Source organism: Stenotrophomonas sp. AS1 (assembly GCF_048957655.1).
Taxonomy (GTDB): domain Bacteria; phylum Pseudomonadota; class Gammaproteobacteria; order Xanthomonadales; family Xanthomonadaceae; genus Stenotrophomonas; species Stenotrophomonas bentonitica_A.
Map to the genome: position 1 here is coordinate 481,436 of NZ_JARVXM010000003.1, position 17,830 is coordinate 499,265.

Annotated in this window: 13 protein-coding genes; 4 read left to right on the top strand and 9 right to left on the bottom strand. The window is 68.8% G+C overall.

Features of this window, described 5'->3' with window-relative positions; translation table 11 throughout:
* Positions 1 to 8: 8 nt before the first annotated feature.
* Entirely contained in the window at positions 9 to 812 is an 804-nt protein-coding gene (gene cysQ, locus PV764_RS06400) for a 3'(2'),5'-bisphosphate nucleotidase CysQ (RefSeq protein ID WP_070425744.1), read from the bottom strand.
* On the bottom strand, positions 809 to 1,357 hold the full coding sequence (gene nudE, locus PV764_RS06405) for an ADP compounds hydrolase NudE (RefSeq protein ID WP_019185130.1): 549 nt from the start codon (positions 1,355 to 1,357) through the stop codon (positions 809 to 811). Before nudE ends, cysQ begins: the two co-directional genes overlap by 4 nt.
* Before the next feature lie 50 nt (positions 1,358 to 1,407).
* Here nudE and bioA point away from each other — a divergent pair, with 50 nt between their 5' ends.
* Entirely contained in the window at positions 1,408 to 2,799 is a 1,392-nt protein-coding gene (gene bioA / locus PV764_RS06410) for an adenosylmethionine--8-amino-7-oxononanoate transaminase (protein WP_046272683.1), read from the top strand.
* Entirely contained in the window at positions 2,790 to 3,524 is a 735-nt protein-coding gene (locus PV764_RS06415; protein ID WP_070425747.1) for a 16S rRNA (uracil(1498)-N(3))-methyltransferase, read from the top strand. The genes bioA and PV764_RS06415 overlap by 10 nt, the downstream gene beginning before the upstream one ends.
* A gap of 94 nt (positions 3,525 to 3,618) precedes the next feature.
* Here the strand turns inward: PV764_RS06415 and PV764_RS06420 are convergent, their stop codons facing one another.
* From PV764_RS06420 to pilG, 7 genes are all read right to left on the bottom strand, one after another.
* Positions 3,619 to 4,092: a chemotaxis protein CheW gene (locus tag PV764_RS06420; RefSeq protein WP_421116330.1), complete on the bottom strand. Its 474-nt coding sequence runs from the start codon at positions 4,090 to 4,092 to the stop codon at positions 3,619 to 3,621.
* Positions 4,093 to 4,122: 30 nt separating this feature from the next.
* Positions 4,123 to 5,409 carry a chemotaxis protein CheB gene (locus PV764_RS06425; RefSeq protein WP_421116331.1) on the bottom strand — a complete coding sequence of 429 codons (1,287 nt, stop codon included), beginning with the start codon at positions 5,407 to 5,409 and terminating at the stop codon, positions 4,123 to 4,125.
* A complete protein-coding gene (locus PV764_RS06430; protein ID WP_421116332.1) occupies positions 5,396 to 12,172 on the bottom strand; it encodes an Hpt domain-containing protein in 6,777 nt (2,258 codons plus the stop codon). The genes PV764_RS06425 and PV764_RS06430 overlap by 14 nt, the downstream gene beginning before the upstream one ends.
* Positions 12,173 to 12,266: 94 nt before the next feature.
* The gene (locus PV764_RS06435; RefSeq protein WP_284128859.1) at positions 12,267 to 14,303 is read right to left on the bottom strand and encodes a methyl-accepting chemotaxis protein; all 2,037 of its coding nucleotides are present in this window, start codon (positions 14,301 to 14,303) and stop codon (positions 12,267 to 12,269) included.
* Positions 14,304 to 14,346: 43 nt separating this feature from the next.
* Complete coding sequence (locus PV764_RS06440) at positions 14,347 to 14,877, bottom strand: chemotaxis protein CheW (RefSeq protein ID WP_019185137.1); 531 nt, start codon at positions 14,875 to 14,877, stop codon at positions 14,347 to 14,349.
* The gene (locus PV764_RS06445) at positions 14,877 to 15,239 is read right to left on the bottom strand and encodes a response regulator (protein ID WP_019185138.1); all 363 of its coding nucleotides are present in this window, start codon (positions 15,237 to 15,239) and stop codon (positions 14,877 to 14,879) included. Before PV764_RS06445 ends, PV764_RS06440 begins: the two co-directional genes overlap by 1 nt.
* Positions 15,240 to 15,257: 18 nt before the next feature.
* Positions 15,258 to 15,659 (bottom strand): twitching motility response regulator PilG, encoded by a 402-nt coding sequence (pilG, locus tag PV764_RS06450; RefSeq protein WP_019185139.1) that lies wholly within the window; start codon positions 15,657 to 15,659, stop codon positions 15,258 to 15,260.
* A 259-nt stretch (positions 15,660 to 15,918) separates the two neighbouring features.
* On the opposite strand from pilG, the gene gshB reads away from it, so the two are divergent.
* On the top strand, positions 15,919 to 16,869 hold the full coding sequence (gene gshB / locus PV764_RS06455; RefSeq protein ID WP_019185140.1) for a glutathione synthase: 951 nt from the start codon (positions 15,919 to 15,921) through the stop codon (positions 16,867 to 16,869).
* Complete coding sequence (locus tag PV764_RS06460) at positions 16,866 to 17,753, top strand: energy transducer TonB family protein (protein ID WP_399619377.1); 888 nt, start codon at positions 16,866 to 16,868, stop codon at positions 17,751 to 17,753. Before gshB ends, PV764_RS06460 begins: the two co-directional genes overlap by 4 nt.
* The last annotated feature ends 77 nt before the right edge of the window (positions 17,754 to 17,830 follow it).

Consider the following 17,830-nt stretch of genomic DNA (forward strand, 5'->3'; position numbering starts at 1 on the left):
CAGTCAGGTCAGGCGGGCAGCCACTCGCGCCACGGCAGGCGGGTATCGCCCAGCGCGATGAAGTCACCGTTCAAGAGGGTCTCGCGGCGGTTGTAGCGGAACGGCTTGCCGGTCTCGGCCGAGAGCACCGCGCCACCGGCGGCATGCAGTACGCACTGACCGGCGGCGGTGTCCCATTCGGACGTCGGGCCCAGACGCGGGTAGACGTCCAGGGTGCCCTCGGCCAGCCGGCAGAATTTGAGCGAGGAGCCCTGTGCGAGCACCTCGATATCGCCCATGCGGTCCAGCAGCGCCTGGGTCTGCTCGCTGCGATGCGAGCGGCTGGCGGCGACCCGCAGCGGCGCCGAGGCCGGCGTGCGGGTGCGCAGTACCGAATCGCGCATGCCGTCGCGGCGATAGGCCAGCTCGCCGCGCATGGCGTGCCAGACCTGGCCGGTGGCCGGGGCCAGCACCACGCCGAAGGCGGGTGCGCCCTGGTAGATCAGCGCGATGTTGACGCTGAACTCGTCGTTGCGCTTGACGAATTCGCGGGTGCCGTCGAGCGGATCGACCAGCCAGTACGCCCCCCAGTGCTGGCGGACCTCCCACGGCACCTGCGCCGATTCTTCGGACAGGATCGGCAGGTCCGGGGTCAGCTGCGCCAGCCCGCGCTCGATCACCTGGTTGGCGCCGAGGTCGGCGGCGGTGACCGGGCTGTGGTCGGACTTGATCTCCACATCGAACGGGGTGGCGTAGACGGCCATGATGGCGGCGGCCGCGTCCTGGGCGATGGCGATGACGGTTTCGCGCAGATCCGTCGTGAGTTTGATCATTCCTTCCGTCCCAGCCACTCGCGCGCGATGAACAGCGCCGCCAGCGATCGGCCCTCGGAGAAGTCCTCGCGCAACATCAGCTGGTCCAGGTCGGCCAGCTTCCACGGCACGACTTCCAGTTCCTCCGGCTCGTCGCCGGCCAGGCGCTCGGGGTACAGATCGCGCGCCACCACCAGCCACGACTGGTGGCTCATGTAGGTCGGCGCCAGGGTCATTGCGCGCAGCACATCGACCCGACGGGCACCGTAACCGGCCTCTTCCTTCAATTCGCGGTCGGCCGCCTGTTCGGGCGTCTCGCCGGCATCGATGCGCCCTTTCACCAGGCCCAGCTCGTAGCGATGCATGCCGGCGGCGTATTCACGCACCAGCAGCACGGTCTCGTCGTCGAGCATCGGCACCACCACCACGGCGCCATGGCCGCGGGTCACCAGCCGTTCGAAGCGGCGGCGTTCGCCATTGGAGAATTCCAGATCCAGATGCTGGCGCTGGAACGGCCCGCTTTCCTCGTCCGTGATCTGGTGGATGATGGGCAGGCGACGGCTCATGCGAGCATCTCTAGAATGGGTACTGGTGAAAACGTGTTCATGAGCCCGAAATGCTAGCAGACCCAGCCCCCCTCACGCTGGCCGATCAGTGGCGGCAACGCGATCTGGCCGTGCTGTGGCACCCGTGCACGCAGATGCGCGAGCACCCCGACACCCTGCCCCTGCTGCCGATCGCCCGTGGGGAGGGCCCGTGGTTGATCGACCACGACGGCCATCGTTATCTGGATGCGGTGAGCAGTTGGTGGACCAATCTGTTCGGCCATGCGCAGCCGCGCATCGGCGCGGCCATCGCCCAGCAGGCCACGCAGCTGGAACAGGTGATGCTGGCCGGCTTCAGCCATGCGCCGGCGGTGCGGCTGGCCGAGCGCCTGCTGGCGATCGCGCCACGCCAGGCCGGGCGTGATCCGCTGGCCAAGGTGTTCTATGCCGACAACGGTTCGGCCGGGGTGGAAGTGGCGCTGAAGATGGCCTTCCACTATTTCCGCAACCGCGGGGAGAACCACCGCACCCGCTTCGTGGCATTGGAGAACGGCTACCACGGCGAAACCCTGGGTGCGCTGTCGGTCGGCGACATCCCCCTGTACCGGCGGGTATACGCGCCGCTGCTGACCGAGGCACTGTTCGCGCCCTCGCCCGACGCCTACCTGGCCGAACCCGGCCAGAGCGCGGCGCAGCGTGCGCACCAGGCGGCCGATGCGCTGGCCACGCTGTTCGACCAGCACCCGGGCGAGATCTGCGCGGTGATCCTGGAGCCGCGCCTGCAGTGCGCCGGCGGCATGCGCATGCATGACCCGGTCTATCTGCAGCGTGCGCGTGCGTTGTGCGATGCCAACGGTGCGTTCCTGATCGCCGATGAAATCGCCACCGGTTTCGGCCGCACCGGCACGATGTTCGCCTGCGAACAGGCCGGGGTGATGCCCGACCTGCTGTGCCTGTCCAAGGGCCTGACCGGCGGCTTCCTGCCGCTCTCGGCGGTGCTGGCCACGCAGGCGCTGTACGACGCCTTCCTCGACGATTCGCGCGAGCGCGCGTTCCTGCATTCGCACAGTTACACCGGCAATCCACTGGCCTGCGCCGCTGCGCTGGCGACGCTGGACATCTTCGCCGGCGAGGACGTGATCGCCCGCAACCGCAGCACCGCTGAAGTGATGCGCACCCTGGCCGCACCGTTCGCCGACCACGCGCATGTCGCCGATGTGCGCCAGGCCGGGATGGTGGTGGCATTCGAACTGACCCGCAACGGCGACAAGCGTACGCCGTTCCCGGCCGAGGCCAGAATCGGGCTGCACGCCTACAAGGCCGCGCTCAAGCGCGGCGTGGTGCTGCGCCCACTGGGCAATGTGCTGTATTGGATGCCGCCGTACTGCGTGGAGGACGACCATCTGGATCTGCTTGCACTGACCACCCTGGCTGCCATCGACGAGGCCGTTGCATGCGCGTGACCCGGAGCTACATCGATCATCCGCTGACTGTCGGCCAGACCCTGTCGCTGCCCGAGGATGCGGCCAACCATCTGGTCCGCGTGATGCGCCTGCGCGAAGGCGATGGCTGCGTGCTGTTCAACGGTGATGGCCAGGACTACAGCGCGACCCTGGTGGTGGTGGGCAAGCGCGATGCGCAGGTGCGCATCGAGGCCGCCACCGCGCTGGACAACGAATCGCCGTTGCACATCACCCTGCTGCAGGGCATCGCCCGTGGCGAGAAGATGGACCTGATCCTGCAGAAGGCCACCGAACTGGGCGTGCAGGCCTTCGTGCCGGTCAATGCCGAGCGCACGGAAGTGAAGCTTGACGCGGCCCGCGCCGAGAAGCGCCTGGCGCACTGGCACAGCGTGGTGGTCTCGGCCTGTGGCCAATCCGGTCGCGCGCGCGTGCCAAGCGTGGTCGCGCCGCGATCGCTGCAGGACGCCGCCAACGCGATGCCGGCCGAGGCGTTGAAGCTGACCCTGGATCCACAGGGCGAGCATCGCTTGTCGACGCTCTCGGCCGCACCGGGCGGTGTGGTGATCGCGATCGGCCCGGAAGGCGGCTGGTCGCCGCGCGACCGCCAGGCGCTGGCCGCGGCGGGCTTCCAGGGATTGCAGTTGGGCCCGCGCGTGCTGCGTACCGAGACCGCAGGGCTGGCGGCGATTGCGGCCGTGCAGGCACGCCTGGGCGATCTGGGCTGACGATCGCGCTTGCCTGACGCCTCAGCCCCCTTGATTCATCGGGAGCGATTGCGCCCTTGAGTCCAGGGGGCGCGCCGACAGGCGCGGGGACACTTCACCCCGCGACCGGGAAAGATTCGTCCAGCGCCGCTTCCAGGGCGTCCAGGTCCGGCAGCAGCGCACTCTGCTCACCCAGCAGCACGCGCATGTGTACGCCCTGCGGCAGGGTTTCTTCGGACGCGTCGGCGAGCAGGCCGTCGCGCGGCACCGCGATCAGCTGCGGGAACGTCTGGGTCAGCAGGGCGAAGTACGGGCGGCGCGGATTGCCGCCCAGTGCCTTGAGCACGACCACCTTGTTGTTGGTCACCACCGGCTCGTCGCCCTGCCCGGACAACCGGGCAAAGGACAGCAGCGGCACGTCCCAGCCGTGCCAGGCGATCTGCCCGACCAGCCAGGCCGGTGCGTCGGGCACGGCTTCGACCGGCACCTTGGACATCATTTCGGCGACGGTGGCATTGGGCAGCAGCACGCGTTCGTGCCCGGCCTGGATCAGGACACCGCGGATTTCGTCGTTGCTGGCGTAGCTCATGGAGATTCCTTCAAGGGTGCGTCGGCGCGCTTACGCGTCCACGCCCCAGCGTTCGGCGATGGTGGCGGCCAGCTGCGGCGGTTCACCGGCCTGCTGGCCGGCAGCGACCACGGTACTGGCCGCCGTCGGGTCGTAGCAGCCCTCCCCGATCTGACCGCCCACCCAGGCCCCGGCGGCCGCCAGGGCGAGCACGGCGTCCACCTGGGCGGCATCGGCGCCGCTGAGCAGGACCACGCCGCTGTGCAAGGCCGGCAGTGCCGCGATCTGGATGCCGGTGGGCTCGGCGATGAAATGCAGCGTGCCCTGGCGCACGACGATGCCGATGTCATCAGGCAGGATGTAGGCCTGCCCGGCTTCCACCGGCTGGGCGTCTTCGGCCAGCAGCACCGGCAGGGCGGACACCCGTGCCATCTGCTTGACCAGATTGCCGTAGCGGCCTCCGTCCAGGCGCATATGCACCAGCACCGCGGTGCTCAGCGATTCGGGCAGCGCGGCCAGCAGGCGGCGCAACGCATCCGGCCCGCCGATCCCGGCCAGGACCAGCACCGCACCCGTGCAGCCACCGGCGGCTCCCGGCTCGGGCTCAAGCTCGACCAGCGACAGACGTTCGATGTCGAAGCGCTCCGGCGCCGAGCCCGTGTGGGTGCTCGATGGTGAGCCAGTGACCACGGCGTCATCTTCGACCAGCGACCAGCGGCTGTGGTCCCCGATCGCGGCGATCGGGTCCACCGGCGCACTGCTCGCCGCATCGTCCACCTCCAGCGCGGCCAATGCCTCTTCCAGCGACACCGGCTCGCTCAGCTCCGCCGGCACCTGGTACAGGCCATCGGCAGGCACCTCGGACGCCGCATCCTCCGCTTCGCGCAGGTGGAACTCCAGCGGCGCATCGGCATGCAACTGCGCCGGGGTGACCGGCAGGCCCGGTTCGGGCTGCAGTTGCTGGTCCTGTTCCGAGCCCGGCGGCAGCACGTCCTGGTGACCGTGCAGCTTGGCCACCAGATGCCGCGCCCAGCGCTGCGCTTCCCAGCCATCGCGGCGCGCGGCCAGCTCGGCCTCGTCGAAGATCAGGGTCAGTGACGGCGAGCCCAGCACCGGCTCCAGCCGTTCCAGTGCGTCTTCGATCGCCGGCTCCAGCGCGATCAGCACCGCGCCGGGGTCGGCATCACGCAGGGCCTGCAGCTCGAGCGTATTCGGGTCGTCCTCCAGCACCACGCGGGCGCCGGCATGGTCGAGCGCCTCGCGCAGCCGCTCACGCGCCGGCCCGGACCGGGCCAGCAGCGCCACCGACAACAGGGCGTGGACATCACTCGCGTGCACGGGCGATCCCCAGCAGGTCATACACGTTGCGCATCAGATCCAGCTCCTGGTACGGCTTGCCCAGGTAGCGCTGGACACCGAGTTCAAAGGCGCGCTGACGGTGCTTGTCGCCGCTGCGCGAGGTGATCATCACGATCGGCACGCGCTGGTAGCGTGGGTCGGCGCGCATGACACTGGCCAGCTCGTAGCCGTCCATGCGCGGCATCTCGATATCCAGCAGCATCAGGTCGGGCACGCGCTCGTCCAGCCGCTCCAGTGCTTCGATGCCGTCACGGGCAACCGTGACCTCGAAGTTGTGGCGCTCCAGGATGCGGCCGGTGACCTTGCGCATGGTCAGTGAATCGTCGACCACCATCACCAGCGGCACATCGCGGTCGCTGACCTTGGCGGTGGCGGTGATCGGCTTGTGCGGATTGGCCAGGTAACGACGCACCAGTGGAGCGACGTCGAGGATGACGACCACGCGGCCATCGCCGGTGATCGTCGCACCGTAGATGCCCGGTACCGACGCGATCTGCAGGCCAACCGGCTTGACCACGATTTCGCGGTTGCCCAGCACCTGGTCGATCGCCACGGCCACGCGCAGGTCACCGGCGCGGACCAGCAGCAGCGGCACCTGGGCCTGGCCTTCGGCACGGGCCTGGGCCTGGCCGATCAGGGTGCCCAGATCGTGAAGTGCGAACTCCTCGCCACCGTAGTGGTAGCCGCCGTTGGCGGTTTCGAAACGCTCGCGCGAGATCCGGCCGATACCGCTGACCGAGGCCACCGGCACCGCGAAGGTGGTCTCGCCGATCTGTACGAACACCGCCTGGGTGACCGCCAGCGTCTGCGGCAGGCGCAGGGTGAACGTCACGCCCTGGCCGCTGACCGAGTGGATGTCCACCGAGCCGCCGAGCTGGCGCACTTCGTTGTGGACCACGTCCATGCCCACGCCACGGCCGGCCAGCTGGCTGACCTGGTCGGCGGTGCTGAAGCCGGGCGAGAAGATCATCGCGTCCAGTTCGGCATCGCCCAGTACCGCATCGGCGGCGATCAGGCCACGCTGTTCGGCACGGCGACGGATCGCCCCGCGATCCAGGCCGGCGCCGTCGTCGGCCACTTCCAGCACGATTTCCGAGCCTTCACGGCGCAGGCGGATGGCGATCTCGCCCTCTTCCGGCTTGCCGGCGGCACGGCGCTGTTCCGGGGTTTCCAGACCGTGCGCCACCGAGTTGCGCAGCATGTGTTCCAGCGGCGCGACCATGCGGTCGAGCACGTTGCGGTCCAGTTCGCCGTGGGTGCCTTCCAGGGTGACGTGGACCTGCTTGCCGGTGTCCTGTCCGGCCTGGCGAACCACCCGGCGCAGACGCGGCACGAGCCCATCGAAGGGCACCATGCGCGCGCGCATCAGGCCGTCCTGCAGTTCCGAGCTGACCCGCGACTGCTGCTGGAGCAGCACGTCGTACTGGCGCGATAGATCGTCCAGCACGCCCTGCAGGCCGCCCAAGTCGGCCGCGGACTCGTTCAGCGCGCGGCTGAGCTGCTGCAGCGTGGAGAAGCGGTCCAGTTCCAGCGGATCGAACGTGTGGTGGGCCTGGTCCTGTTCGCGCTGGTAACGGGCCACGATCTGCGCTTCGGTCTCCAGGTCCAGCCGGCGCAGCTGATCGCGCAGACGGGCATTGGTGCGGTCCAGTTCGCCCATGGCGCCGCGGAAGGCCCCGAGCTGCTGTTCCAGCCGCGAACGGTAGATCGCCACTTCACCGGCGTGGTTGACCAGGCGGTCGAGCAGATCGGCGCGTACGCGCACCTGTTCCTGCTGCGGCCGCGGCAGGCCATCCTCTTCGCTGACGGTTTCCAGCGGAACCGGTGCCGACAGCGGCGCTGCGACAAGCGCGGCGATCGCCGCCTCGACCCTGGCATCGCCGGAGGGCAGCGCATCGTTGGCGGTGTCGGCCGGCGCCGGCGCGATGCGGCCCTGGGTGCGCTGCTCGAAGGCGGCGATCAGGTCGTCGGGCATGGCCACGGTGCGGTGCTGCCCGGTACGGGTCAGCAGCTGGTGCAGGCGATCGAACCCACGCTCCAGCAGGTGCACGTCGCTGCGGTCGATATCGGTGCGGTTGGCGGCCACGGCTTCCAGCAGCGACTCGATGCCGTGGCCCAGGTCGCCGATGGGATTGATCCCGGCCATGCGCGCGCCACCCTTCAGCGTGTGCAGATCGCGCTGCAGGCCAGCGATCACGTCGCGGTCCTGGGGCGCAGCGCGCAGCTCGCTGATCAGACCATCGCAGTGGTCAAGCAGGTCCTTGCCCTCCTCCACGAAGATATCGACCAGCTCCTGGTCGAGCTGGGTGAAGTCGAGTGCATCGCCCGGCCCGAGGTCGTCGCTGTCGGCCGATGCCGCCGCGAGGACGTCGGCCGGTTCCGGATCGTTGGTGAGGCTGGCCGCAGGCGCGTCTTCGAGTTCGAAGAAGCGGGCCGGGGTGGCCGCGTCGGCCGAAGTATCCGGCGCCGTGGTCTCGCTCACGTCGGCGAACGCGTCGGCTTCACCTGTGTTCTCGTCGGTGGCGTCCAGACCCAGCACCCGGGTGTCCAGCGCATCCGGCGCATCGACAACGGTCAGGCCGTCGTCCATCGCCTGCTGCGCGTCCACCACCTCGCCAAAGGCCGGCGGCGGTGGCAGGACGTCGGACAGTGCCTGCGCGTCCTCGTCGCTGTCTTCGTCGCTGTCTTCGTCGCTGTCTTCGTCGCTGTCTTCGTCGCTGCTCTGCTCGCCGACCTGCTCGCCGACCTGCTCGCCGTGCTGCTCGCTGTCCTGCTCGCCATCGCTCCAGTTGTCGTTGGCCGCGTCATCCACGGAGGCCGCGTAGACGCTGGCCGGCGCAGGAGCATCGGCAGAGGTGTCGGCAGCCGGACCGTCGGGGCCGACCGGGCTCGCCGCTGCCGGATCGGCCTGAGTGTCGGCCTGGGTGTCGGCCGGAGCGTCGGCGTCGGCCCTGGTTTCAGTGTCGGCGTCGTCCTGGCTTGCCGGGGGGGTCGGCTCGGCGAGCTGATCGAAGTAGCGCGAGAGATCCTCGGCCGCGGTCAATTCGGCCGATTCCAGGCCCGCATGCATAGCGGCCGGATCGGCGTCCTCGGCCACCGCATCGGATGCTGCCTGCGCATCGGATGCTGCCTGCGCATCGGCGGCATGCGTGCTGTCGGGCAGTTCCGCATCGAAGTAGGCGGACAGGTCGTCCGTGCCGGTCAGCTCCATGGCGATGAGCGCATCATCGTCGTTGGCCGGCGCGACCGCGTGACTGGACTCGATCACGCTCAGGCCATCGGCGTCGATCTCGGCCTCCAGCTCGTCGATGCCGGTGGTGTCATCGACGCGCGCCAACACCGGTGCGGCATCGTCCTCAACCTCATCGCCAATCACTTCGACCGCATCCGTGAGCGCATCGGCGACCGGGGCGAACTGCCCAGGCTCGGCGGCATACGCTTCAGCTGTTTCGCCGGCGTCGGTCGCTTCGTCCAATGCGTCCGTGCCGGCGGCGTCAGTCGCCTGGACGGGCAGTTCGTCGTGCACCAGGTCCAGATCGTCCTCGGCCAGCGCCGGCCAGCGCGCTTCGGGCAACGTATCGGCCAGGGCGACCAGACGGGCCGCCAAGGCGGTCTGCACGGGCACCCGCGGGGCCTCGTCGTGCAGGGCCGCCATGGTGGTGGTGATGGCGGCGCAGGTCTCGGCGAGCGCGTCCATGCCTGCCGCAGCCGGCAGCGCATCGGCCGCAAGCGAACGCTTGAGGTAACTTTCCGCCGCGCCGGTGACGGCCGTGATCTCCGGCACATCGGTCATGGCGAAAGCACCGTTCATCGTGTGCACGGCGCGCAGCAGGCCGTCGGTCACCGGCTGCGGAGCATCGGCAGCCGCATCCAGCCACGCCTGCAGCGTCGCCTGGTGCACCTCGACCTCGGCTTCCAGGATCTCGCGCAGCACGCTGTCGATGTTGGCCGGCGTACTCTCGATCACCGGCACAGCCTCGGCCGCAACGGTCTCCATGACCGTCGGCACCGCGGCGCTCGCCGCCAGCTGCAGCGGCACGTGGAAGGTCTCTTCGCCCGCGGCCACGCGATCGGCGATGGCCTGCATGGCCTGCAGATCGGCGGTGACACGACTGCCATCGCGCAGTGCCGCGTTGAGCTGCGGCAGCGCGTCGTAGGCCTGGCCGACCAGCGCAACCACGGCCGGCGAGGCCGGGCGGCTGCCATCGAGCACGCGGTTGAGCATGCCCTCGATCTTCCAGCTGAACTCGCCCAGGGTGCGCGCACCCACCAGCCGGCCACTGCCCTTGAGGGTATGGAACACGCGACGGATCGGGCGCAGGCGGTCCAGGTTGTCCGGCGCGGCGCGCCAGGCCGGAAGCAGGTTGCCCAGGTTCACCAGCTCTTCGTCGAACTCTTCGATGAACACCTCGCGGATGTCCTGGTCGATGTTCTCGCCATCGTCTTCGAAGCCCGCCTCGATGCTGATGTCATCGGCGGACGCGGCCACCGCCGGGCTCCCCGCTGCGGCGGCCGTCGGCACGGTCTCGGTGTCGGCGCGTTCCGGGCGGAACTGCGCCGCGGCGGCATCCAGCTCGGCCAGGAAGCGGGTAGCGGCATCGTCCAGCTCGATACGGCCGATCACCGCATCGCGCACCGTGGCGTTCGGCTGCGCTGCATCGGCTGCGGCCTCGGCGGCCGTGTCGACATCGTCGGCGAACGGGTCGAGCGGCGGCGCGGCGCTGTCCTGCGCCGATGCGACGGGAATCTCCTGCAGGAACGTCGGCAGCGCTTGCACATCCACCTCGCCCGGCGTGACGCTGGACGAAGCCGCGGCCCCTGCATCAATGCTGTCGCTGTCGGTATCAGTATCGGTACCGCTATGGGTATCGGTATCGATATCAGTACCGGTATCAGTATCGCTATCGATGTCAGCGTCAGTGTCATCGATCTGCAGCGAGAGCACGTCATCGGCGTTGCGCAGGCCGTCATCGAAGGTGAATTCGATCGGCTCGTCGCTCAGCGCCAGCAGCTCGTGCTCGGCGGCCACCGGATCGAACCCGGCGCCGGTGGCCACGAAGGCCGGCATCTCCAGCGGGGCGTCGGCGACGTCGTCGCCCATGCGATCGGCCTGCAGCGCGGGCGGCAGCGAGGCCCCCCCCCACGCAGCGCCGGGCGGCAGGTCGGCAATGATCGGGTCGAGATGGGCAAACGTCAGCCCTTCATCGGCGTCGTCCTGCTGGCCCAGCGTCCACTGCGGCGCATCGGCAGTGACCGGCGCGGTGGAGGCATCGAACACCAGCGCCACCGGCGGCGGTGTCACGGGCGCGGCGGCCGCCGGCGGCGGATCGAAGGTGAAGTCCGGCAGCGGCGGCGGCAGGTTGGCCGGGCGCGGTACCTCGGCGGTCACCGCGAGCTCGATCGGCTCGGGGGCCGGCGCGTCCCACGGTGTCAGTTCGATGGGTTCGGGCGCAACCGGCAGCGATTCCGGGCCGGTGTCGGCGGTTGGCTGGTTCGCATCCGGCAGCGGCCAGTAACGCAGGGTTTCCAGGCTGCTGCGGGTGATGTCCAGGATGTCGTCGCGGCCCGGCCGGCGTTCGCGCAGGGCTTCCAGGTAGTACTCCAGGCTGGCCATGGCATCGGCCAGGGTATCCAGCTGGCGCCCACTGGGCACGCGCTGCTTGCCGAGCAGTTCCACCGCGATGTACTGGCGCACGCCCTGCAGGTAGTCGGCCGGGGCCGACAGATCGAGCATGCGCAGCGCGCCGGCCACCTCGCCGAGCAGGCGCGGCACTTCCTGCAGCTGCTGGTGATTCCAGTTGGTTTCGATGAAGGCGACGAAATGCTCGCGCGCGGCGGCGAAGTTGGCAATAGCTTCATGGGCCAGCACTTCCACCGTGCGGCGGTTCTCCACCGCGCTGGGATCGTCCTCGCCACTGCCGCCGGCGCCCAGATGGGCGACCTGGTCGTCCAGCGAGGCATCCACGTACAGCAGCGCGCCGGCGATATCCAGCAACAGCGTTTCATCGATCTGCTGCACGCCCTCGACCACCTCGCGCAGCGCATCGCGCTGCTGCACGACCACGCCACGGGCCACGCCCAGGCCCATCATGCCCAGCGTATCGGCGACCGCGCCCAGCTCGTTGACCTGGGTCTGCAATTGCACCGGCTCGCCGCCGGTACGCAGGTGCAGGTCCAGCGCGTCCTTGATCCGCAGCAGCTCTTCCTTGACCGCGTTGCCGACCGTATCGAGCAGCTCGCGGTTGCGGCCGCTCAGGCTGCCACGCGCGTGGTCCAGCTCGGCCTCGGTGGCGCTCGCGCTGTCCGGTGCGAAGGCGAACAGCACGCTTTCATTGATGCCCGGTGCCGCGCGAGCGGAGCGGATGTCGTTGAGCAGCGGCAGCAGCACGATCGGGATGTCGCGGTGGCCGTTCTGCAGGCGCTCCAGGTAATCGGGCAGCAGCACGCTGCCACGCATCAGCGTGGCGCAGGCTTCATCGCGGTCGGGTACGTCGCCGGCGCCGATCGCGTTGGCCAGCTGTTCCAGCTCCTCGGCCACCATCGCCGGGGCGTACAGCTCGACCATGCGCAGGGTGCCCTGCACCTGGTGCAGGTAGCCGGCGCAGAAGCGCATCCGGCTGCCGTCGGCAGGGTCTTCCACGTAGTACTCGACCTCGTTGCGCACCTGGCGCAGGGTCTCGTCCAGCTCCGGCTTGACCCAGCCCAGCGCAGCATGGCTCATGGCATCGCGCAGCGTGCTCATGCCAGGTCTCCCGGCAGCTCGGCGCACATGGCGTGCGGTGATTTCTCGCGATGCATCATCTGCTTGTTCCTTCCCTCTCCGCCCTGCCCGTGGCTCACGCCGGCAGCTTGAAGTCGGCAACCGAGCGGCGCAGGTCGGCCGCCAGCTGTGCCAGGTGGCCGATCGACTCGGCGGTCTGTCCCGCGCCCTGCGAGGTCTGGCCGGTAATCTGACGGATCACGCCCATGGTGCGGGTGATGTCCGATGCTGCGGCCGACTGCTGCTGGGCAGCGATCGAGATGTTCTTGATGAGGTTGTTCAGTGCGTTGGAGACGCGCTCGATTTCGGTCAGCGCGGTACCGGCGTCTTCGGCCAGGCGCGCGCCGGAGACCACTTCGGCGGTGGTCTGCTCCATCGAACTGACCGCTTCGTTGGTATCGGCCTGAATGGCCTGGACCAGATTCTCGATCCGTCGGGTCGCACCGGACGTTCGCTCTGCCAGGCGCTGCACTTCGTCGGCCACCACGGCGAAACCGCGACCGGCCTCACCGGCCGAAGCGGCCTGCACGGCCGCGTTCAACGCCAGGATGTTGGTCTGCTCGGAAATGTCGTTGATCAGTTCCACGATCGAGCCGATTTCCTGCGAGGACTCACCCAGTCGCTTGATGCGCTTGGAGGTTTCCTGGATCTGGTCGCGGATCTGGTCCATGCCCTGGATCGTCTCGCGCACCACGCCGGCACCTTCGGCGGCGATGATCACCGAGCGCTGCGCCACGTCGGCAGACTCGGCCGAGTTGCGCGACACCTGCTCGATGCTCGATGCGATTTCGCCGATCCGGTCCGAGGCGGAGGTGATCTGGTTGGCCTGGTGGCCGGCTGCTTCGGCCAGCTGCATCGCAGTGGCCTGGGTTTCCTGGGTCGACACGGCGACCTTGGCCGAAGTGTCGTTGATCGTGGTCACCAGATGGCGCAGCTCATCCACGGCGTAGTTGATGGCGTCGGCGATGGCGCCGGTCATGTCCTCGGTCACCGAGGCCTTCACCGTCAGGTCGCCTTCACCCAGCGAGCTGATTTCATCCAGCAGCCGCATGATGGCCTGCTGGTTGCGGCTGTTGTATTCCACCTGGGTCTGGTAACGCAGTTCCTGCTCGCGCGAGCGGCTGCGCACGGTGCTGCCGACGAACCCGACGATGGCGATCAGCGAGAACGCGCCGGAGGCCACGCCCAGCCAGAAGTTCGGGAACAGGCGGGTATCGCGCAGCGAGCCGAACGAGGAGAACGCTTCGAACAGCTTCTTGCTGTCGCGCAGCATGTCCGCCGAACCGCCGGTCAGGGCAGCGGCCGACGACTGCGCGGCGAACAGCTGGCGGGAGCTGGCCAGGATCGCGTCGGCGTCCTGCTTCATGGTGTCCCACTGCTTCTGCGACTGCTCCAGCGCGGCCAGTGCCGGGCCGTTGCGGACCGCGGCGATGCCCAGTTCCTCGTTGCCATTGCGCAGTGCGTCGAGCACCTGGGTGAACACGACCGAGTCGCGGGCGAGCGCATCGCCGGCGGCCGCGGCATTGGCGCCACCGGCGCGCATTTCCGTCACCCGGCGGGCCATCGAGCCGACCACCACCACCTGCTGCAGCGCGTTGTAGACCTGTGAGGACGGGGCGCCGCTGGCCGACATCGCGCGGACCACTTCGTTCAGCTGCGCCTGCAGTGCGGGCACGCCGTTGACGAAGTTGTTGGCATTGCCAGCCAGGGCCAGCACGGCCGGTTCGCTGGCGACCAGCTGGCCGGCGCTCTTGCCGAGCGGCTCCCAGGTCTGGATCAGCGTGTTCAGCGGCCCGGCGACATTGGTTTCGGTCCCGTAGCGGCCCTTCAGGCCACTGACGGTGGTTTCGATGTCACTCTTGGTCAGCTTGAACGCGGTGAACGCCTGGGCGTTGCCCGACACCGCTTCACGGCCCTGGTTGGCGAGCTGCTGCGAGAGCACCTGCAGGTTCGCGGCATCGGTACTGGCACTGGCCAGGCGACTGCCCTGCCAGGTCGCCACGCCGGTGTTGACGCCGAACACGATCATCGACACGGCCAGCAGGCCGAGCCAGAAATTGGTGCCCACCGAACCGAACTTGCCGGCCTTGGCGGATTCCGAAGTAGTACTCATCGTTCAACCTCGATCTTCAATACGGAGAGACAGGCGCCTGGGGTCAGGCCGCGGCCTGCCTGAATTCGGGGGTACGCGACAGCAGCGACAGCGAGAACACGCCCCAGTCATGGCCATCGCCATGGAAGGCGCGATCGATGAAATGTGCGTAGCGGCCGGTGGCCAGATCGCCGGCGACGATGTCCTGGTCCAGCTCGAAGCTGCGCTGGCCGAACAGTTCATCGATGGTCAGCGCCACGTCACCGCCGGCCTGGCGCATGATCAGCACGCGCTGGCCTTCCTGCTGCACGGTGCGCTCACCTTCCAGGAAGAACTTCAGGTCGACCACCGGGAACAGGTTGCCGCGCAGGTTGCCCACGCCCAGCAGCCACGGCTGCGCGCCGGGCACCGGGGTGACCGGCGGCATCGGCACGATTTCCACCACTTCGCGGAAATCCGACACCAGCCGGCGCTTGCCGACCCGGTAACCGACGCCACGCCACAGGTCCTGCGAGAACTGCCGCTCGGGCAGCTGCACCGCATGGGCCAGGCTGCGCCGCTCATAGCCCTGGAGGATGTCGAAAGGAGAACGCATCAGACCACCAACTGGTTGATCCGCGCGATCAGTTCCTCCTCGCGCGGCGGCTTGACGATGTAGTCGGCCGCCCCCTGGCGCAGCCCCCATGCCTTGTCGGTTTCCATCGCCTTGGTGCTGACGATGACCACCGGGATATGTTTGGTGGCCGCGTCGCGCGCCATCGCACGGGTGGCCTGGAAGCCACTCATGCCCGGCAGGACCACGTCCATCAGCACCAGCTGCGGGGACTGCTCGCGCACGAGCTTGAGCCCGTCCTCGGCGTTGTCCGCTTCCAGGACTTCATGACCGGCCTTGGTCAACCATTGCGTGAACACCGCACGGTCGGTCGGTGAATCCTCGATCAGTACGATTCGAGCCATTGTGCCTTTCCCCCCTGGTCAGGCGTTGACGTATGTGCGGATGGCACCCAGCAGTTCTTCACGCGTGAATGGCTTGGTCAGGTACTGCTCCGAGCCGACGATGCGGCCGCGCGCCTTGTCGAACAGGCCATCCTTGGAGGACAGCATGATCACCGGCGTGGCTTTGAACAGCTGGTTGCCCTTGATCAGCGCACAGGTCTGATACCCGTCCAGCCGCGGCATCATGATGTCCACGAAGATGATCTGCGGCTGTTGGTCGGCGATCTTGGCCAACGCCTCGAAACCATCGGTCGCGGTCACCACCTCGCAGCCTTCCCGCTTCAACAGGGTTTCCGCGGTCCTGCGGATGGTCTTCGAATCATCGATGACCATCACGCGCAGCCCTGCGAGTTCCCCACCCGCAGCCATGTATTCAGTCATTACCTTTCCCCAAGCTCGCGACGCTTGCGCTGATCCCCGGCGCCGCTGCGAAAGCGTATCTATATCCCAATACCGGCGCGCGCTTCAAGCACACCCACCGCGGCCCCGCCGCGAGCGGGCCAGCCGGTGCGCGGCACGCCCCTTTTGCGCAAACCCGGCCCGTTCCCCGGCCGGGCCGGACACTGCGTTCCGGCCCCCGGGGCAGGCATTGCCGGGCCATTGTCGCTACCATCATCGGCCTGCCCGCCAGGTTGCGACCATGCCGTTGAATGTCATCGTGGTGATGGACCCCATCGCCCATATCAAGATTGCCAAGGACACCACCTTCGCGATGCTGCTGGAAGCCCAGCGCCGCGGCCATGCCCTGCACTACGTCAGCCCCGGTGGGCTGGCCCTGCGCGACGGCCAGGCCATCGCCCGCACCGCCCCGCTGCAGGTGCGCGAGGACAAGAACGACTGGTTCACCCTGGGCGACTTCAGCCAGACCGTGTTCGGCCCCGGCCAGGTCGTGCTGATGCGCAAGGACCCGCCGGTCGATGCCGAATTCATCTACGACACCCACGTGCTCAGCGTCGCCCAGCAGGCCGGTGCGATGGTGGTCAACGACCCGCAGGGACTGCGCGACTACAACGAGAAACTGGCCGCCCTGCTGTTCCCGCAGTGCTGCCCGCCGACCCTGGTCAGCCGCCGCAACGCCGACCTGAAGGCCTTCGTGCTCGAACACGGCCAGGCCGTGCTCAAGCCGCTGGACGGCATGGGCGGCCGCTCGATCTTCCGCAGCGGCACCGGCGACCCCAATCTAAACGTGATCCTGGAAACCCTGACCGACGGCGAGCGCACGCTGGCCCTGGCGCAGAAGTTCATCCCGGACATCACCGCCGGCGACAAGCGCATCCTGCTGGTGGATGGCGAGCCGGTGGATTACTGCCTGGCGCGGATTCCGCAGGGCGACGAATTCCGCGGCAACCTGGCCGCCGGCGGCCGCGGCGAAGGCCGCCCGCTGAGCGAGCGCGACCGCTGGATCGCCGCCCAGGTCGGGCCGGAAATGAAGCGCCGCGGCATGCGCTTCGTCGGCCTGGACGTGATCGGCGACTACCTGACCGAAGTCAACGTCACCAGCCCGACCTGCGTGCGCGAGCTCGACGCCCAGTTCGGACTGAACATCGCCGGCACCCTGTTCGACGCGATCGAGGCCGGCCTGCCGCGATGAGCACCAGCGTCGCCCCGGTGCCGACGTGGCAGGCGCGCGAATCCCAGCGGCTGGGCGCGACCCTGACGCTGTCGGTGCTCGTGCACGCCCTGCTGATCCTCGGGGTCGGCTTCGCGGTGAGTGACAGCGCCCCGCTGGTACCGACCCTGGATGTGATCTTCAGCCAGACCCAGACCCCGCTGACGCCCAAGCAGGCCGACTTCCTGGCCCAGGCCAACCAGCAGGGCGGTGGCGACCACGACAAGGTGCAACGCCCGCGCGACAACCAGGCCGGGATCGTGCCGCAGGCGCAGGCCGGGCTGTCGCCGGTTCCGCAGCAGCGCCAGGAGGCGGCCAGCGTGCCGCCGCCGCAGACCCGCGTGGTCAACAGCCGCAATGGCACCGACACGGTTGCGGCAGCCCAGCCACAGCCGCTGCCCGAGCAGCCCCGCCCGGATGCGCCGATGACCGCGCGCGAGCAGCGTGACGTGGAGATGGCACGGCTGGCCGCCGAAGTGCACCTGCGCTCGGCGCAGTACGCCAAGCGCCCGAACCGCAAGTTCGTTTCGGCCAGTACCCGCGAATACGCCTATGCCAACTATCTGCGTGCCTGGGTCGACCGCGCCGAGCGTGTCGGCAATCTGAATTACCCCGACGAGGCGCGCGCGCGCCGGCTCGGCGGGCAGGTAGTGATCACCGTCGGGGTGCGCCGCGACGGCACGGTGGAAAGTGCCCGCATCCTGCAGTCCAGCGGCACCCCGCTGCTCGATGAAACCGCGCTGCGCGTGATCACGCTCGCCCAGCCGTTCCCGCCACTGCCCAAGACCGAGGATGCGATCGACATCCTGCAGGTCACCCGCACCTGGGTGTTCCTGCCCGGCGGGGAGCTGCGCGACGACCGCTGATCGCGCGCAAGGTCCAGCCACGCATGGCGTGGCTCTACAAGAACGCCGCGCAGGTAGTGCCACGCCATGCGTGGCTG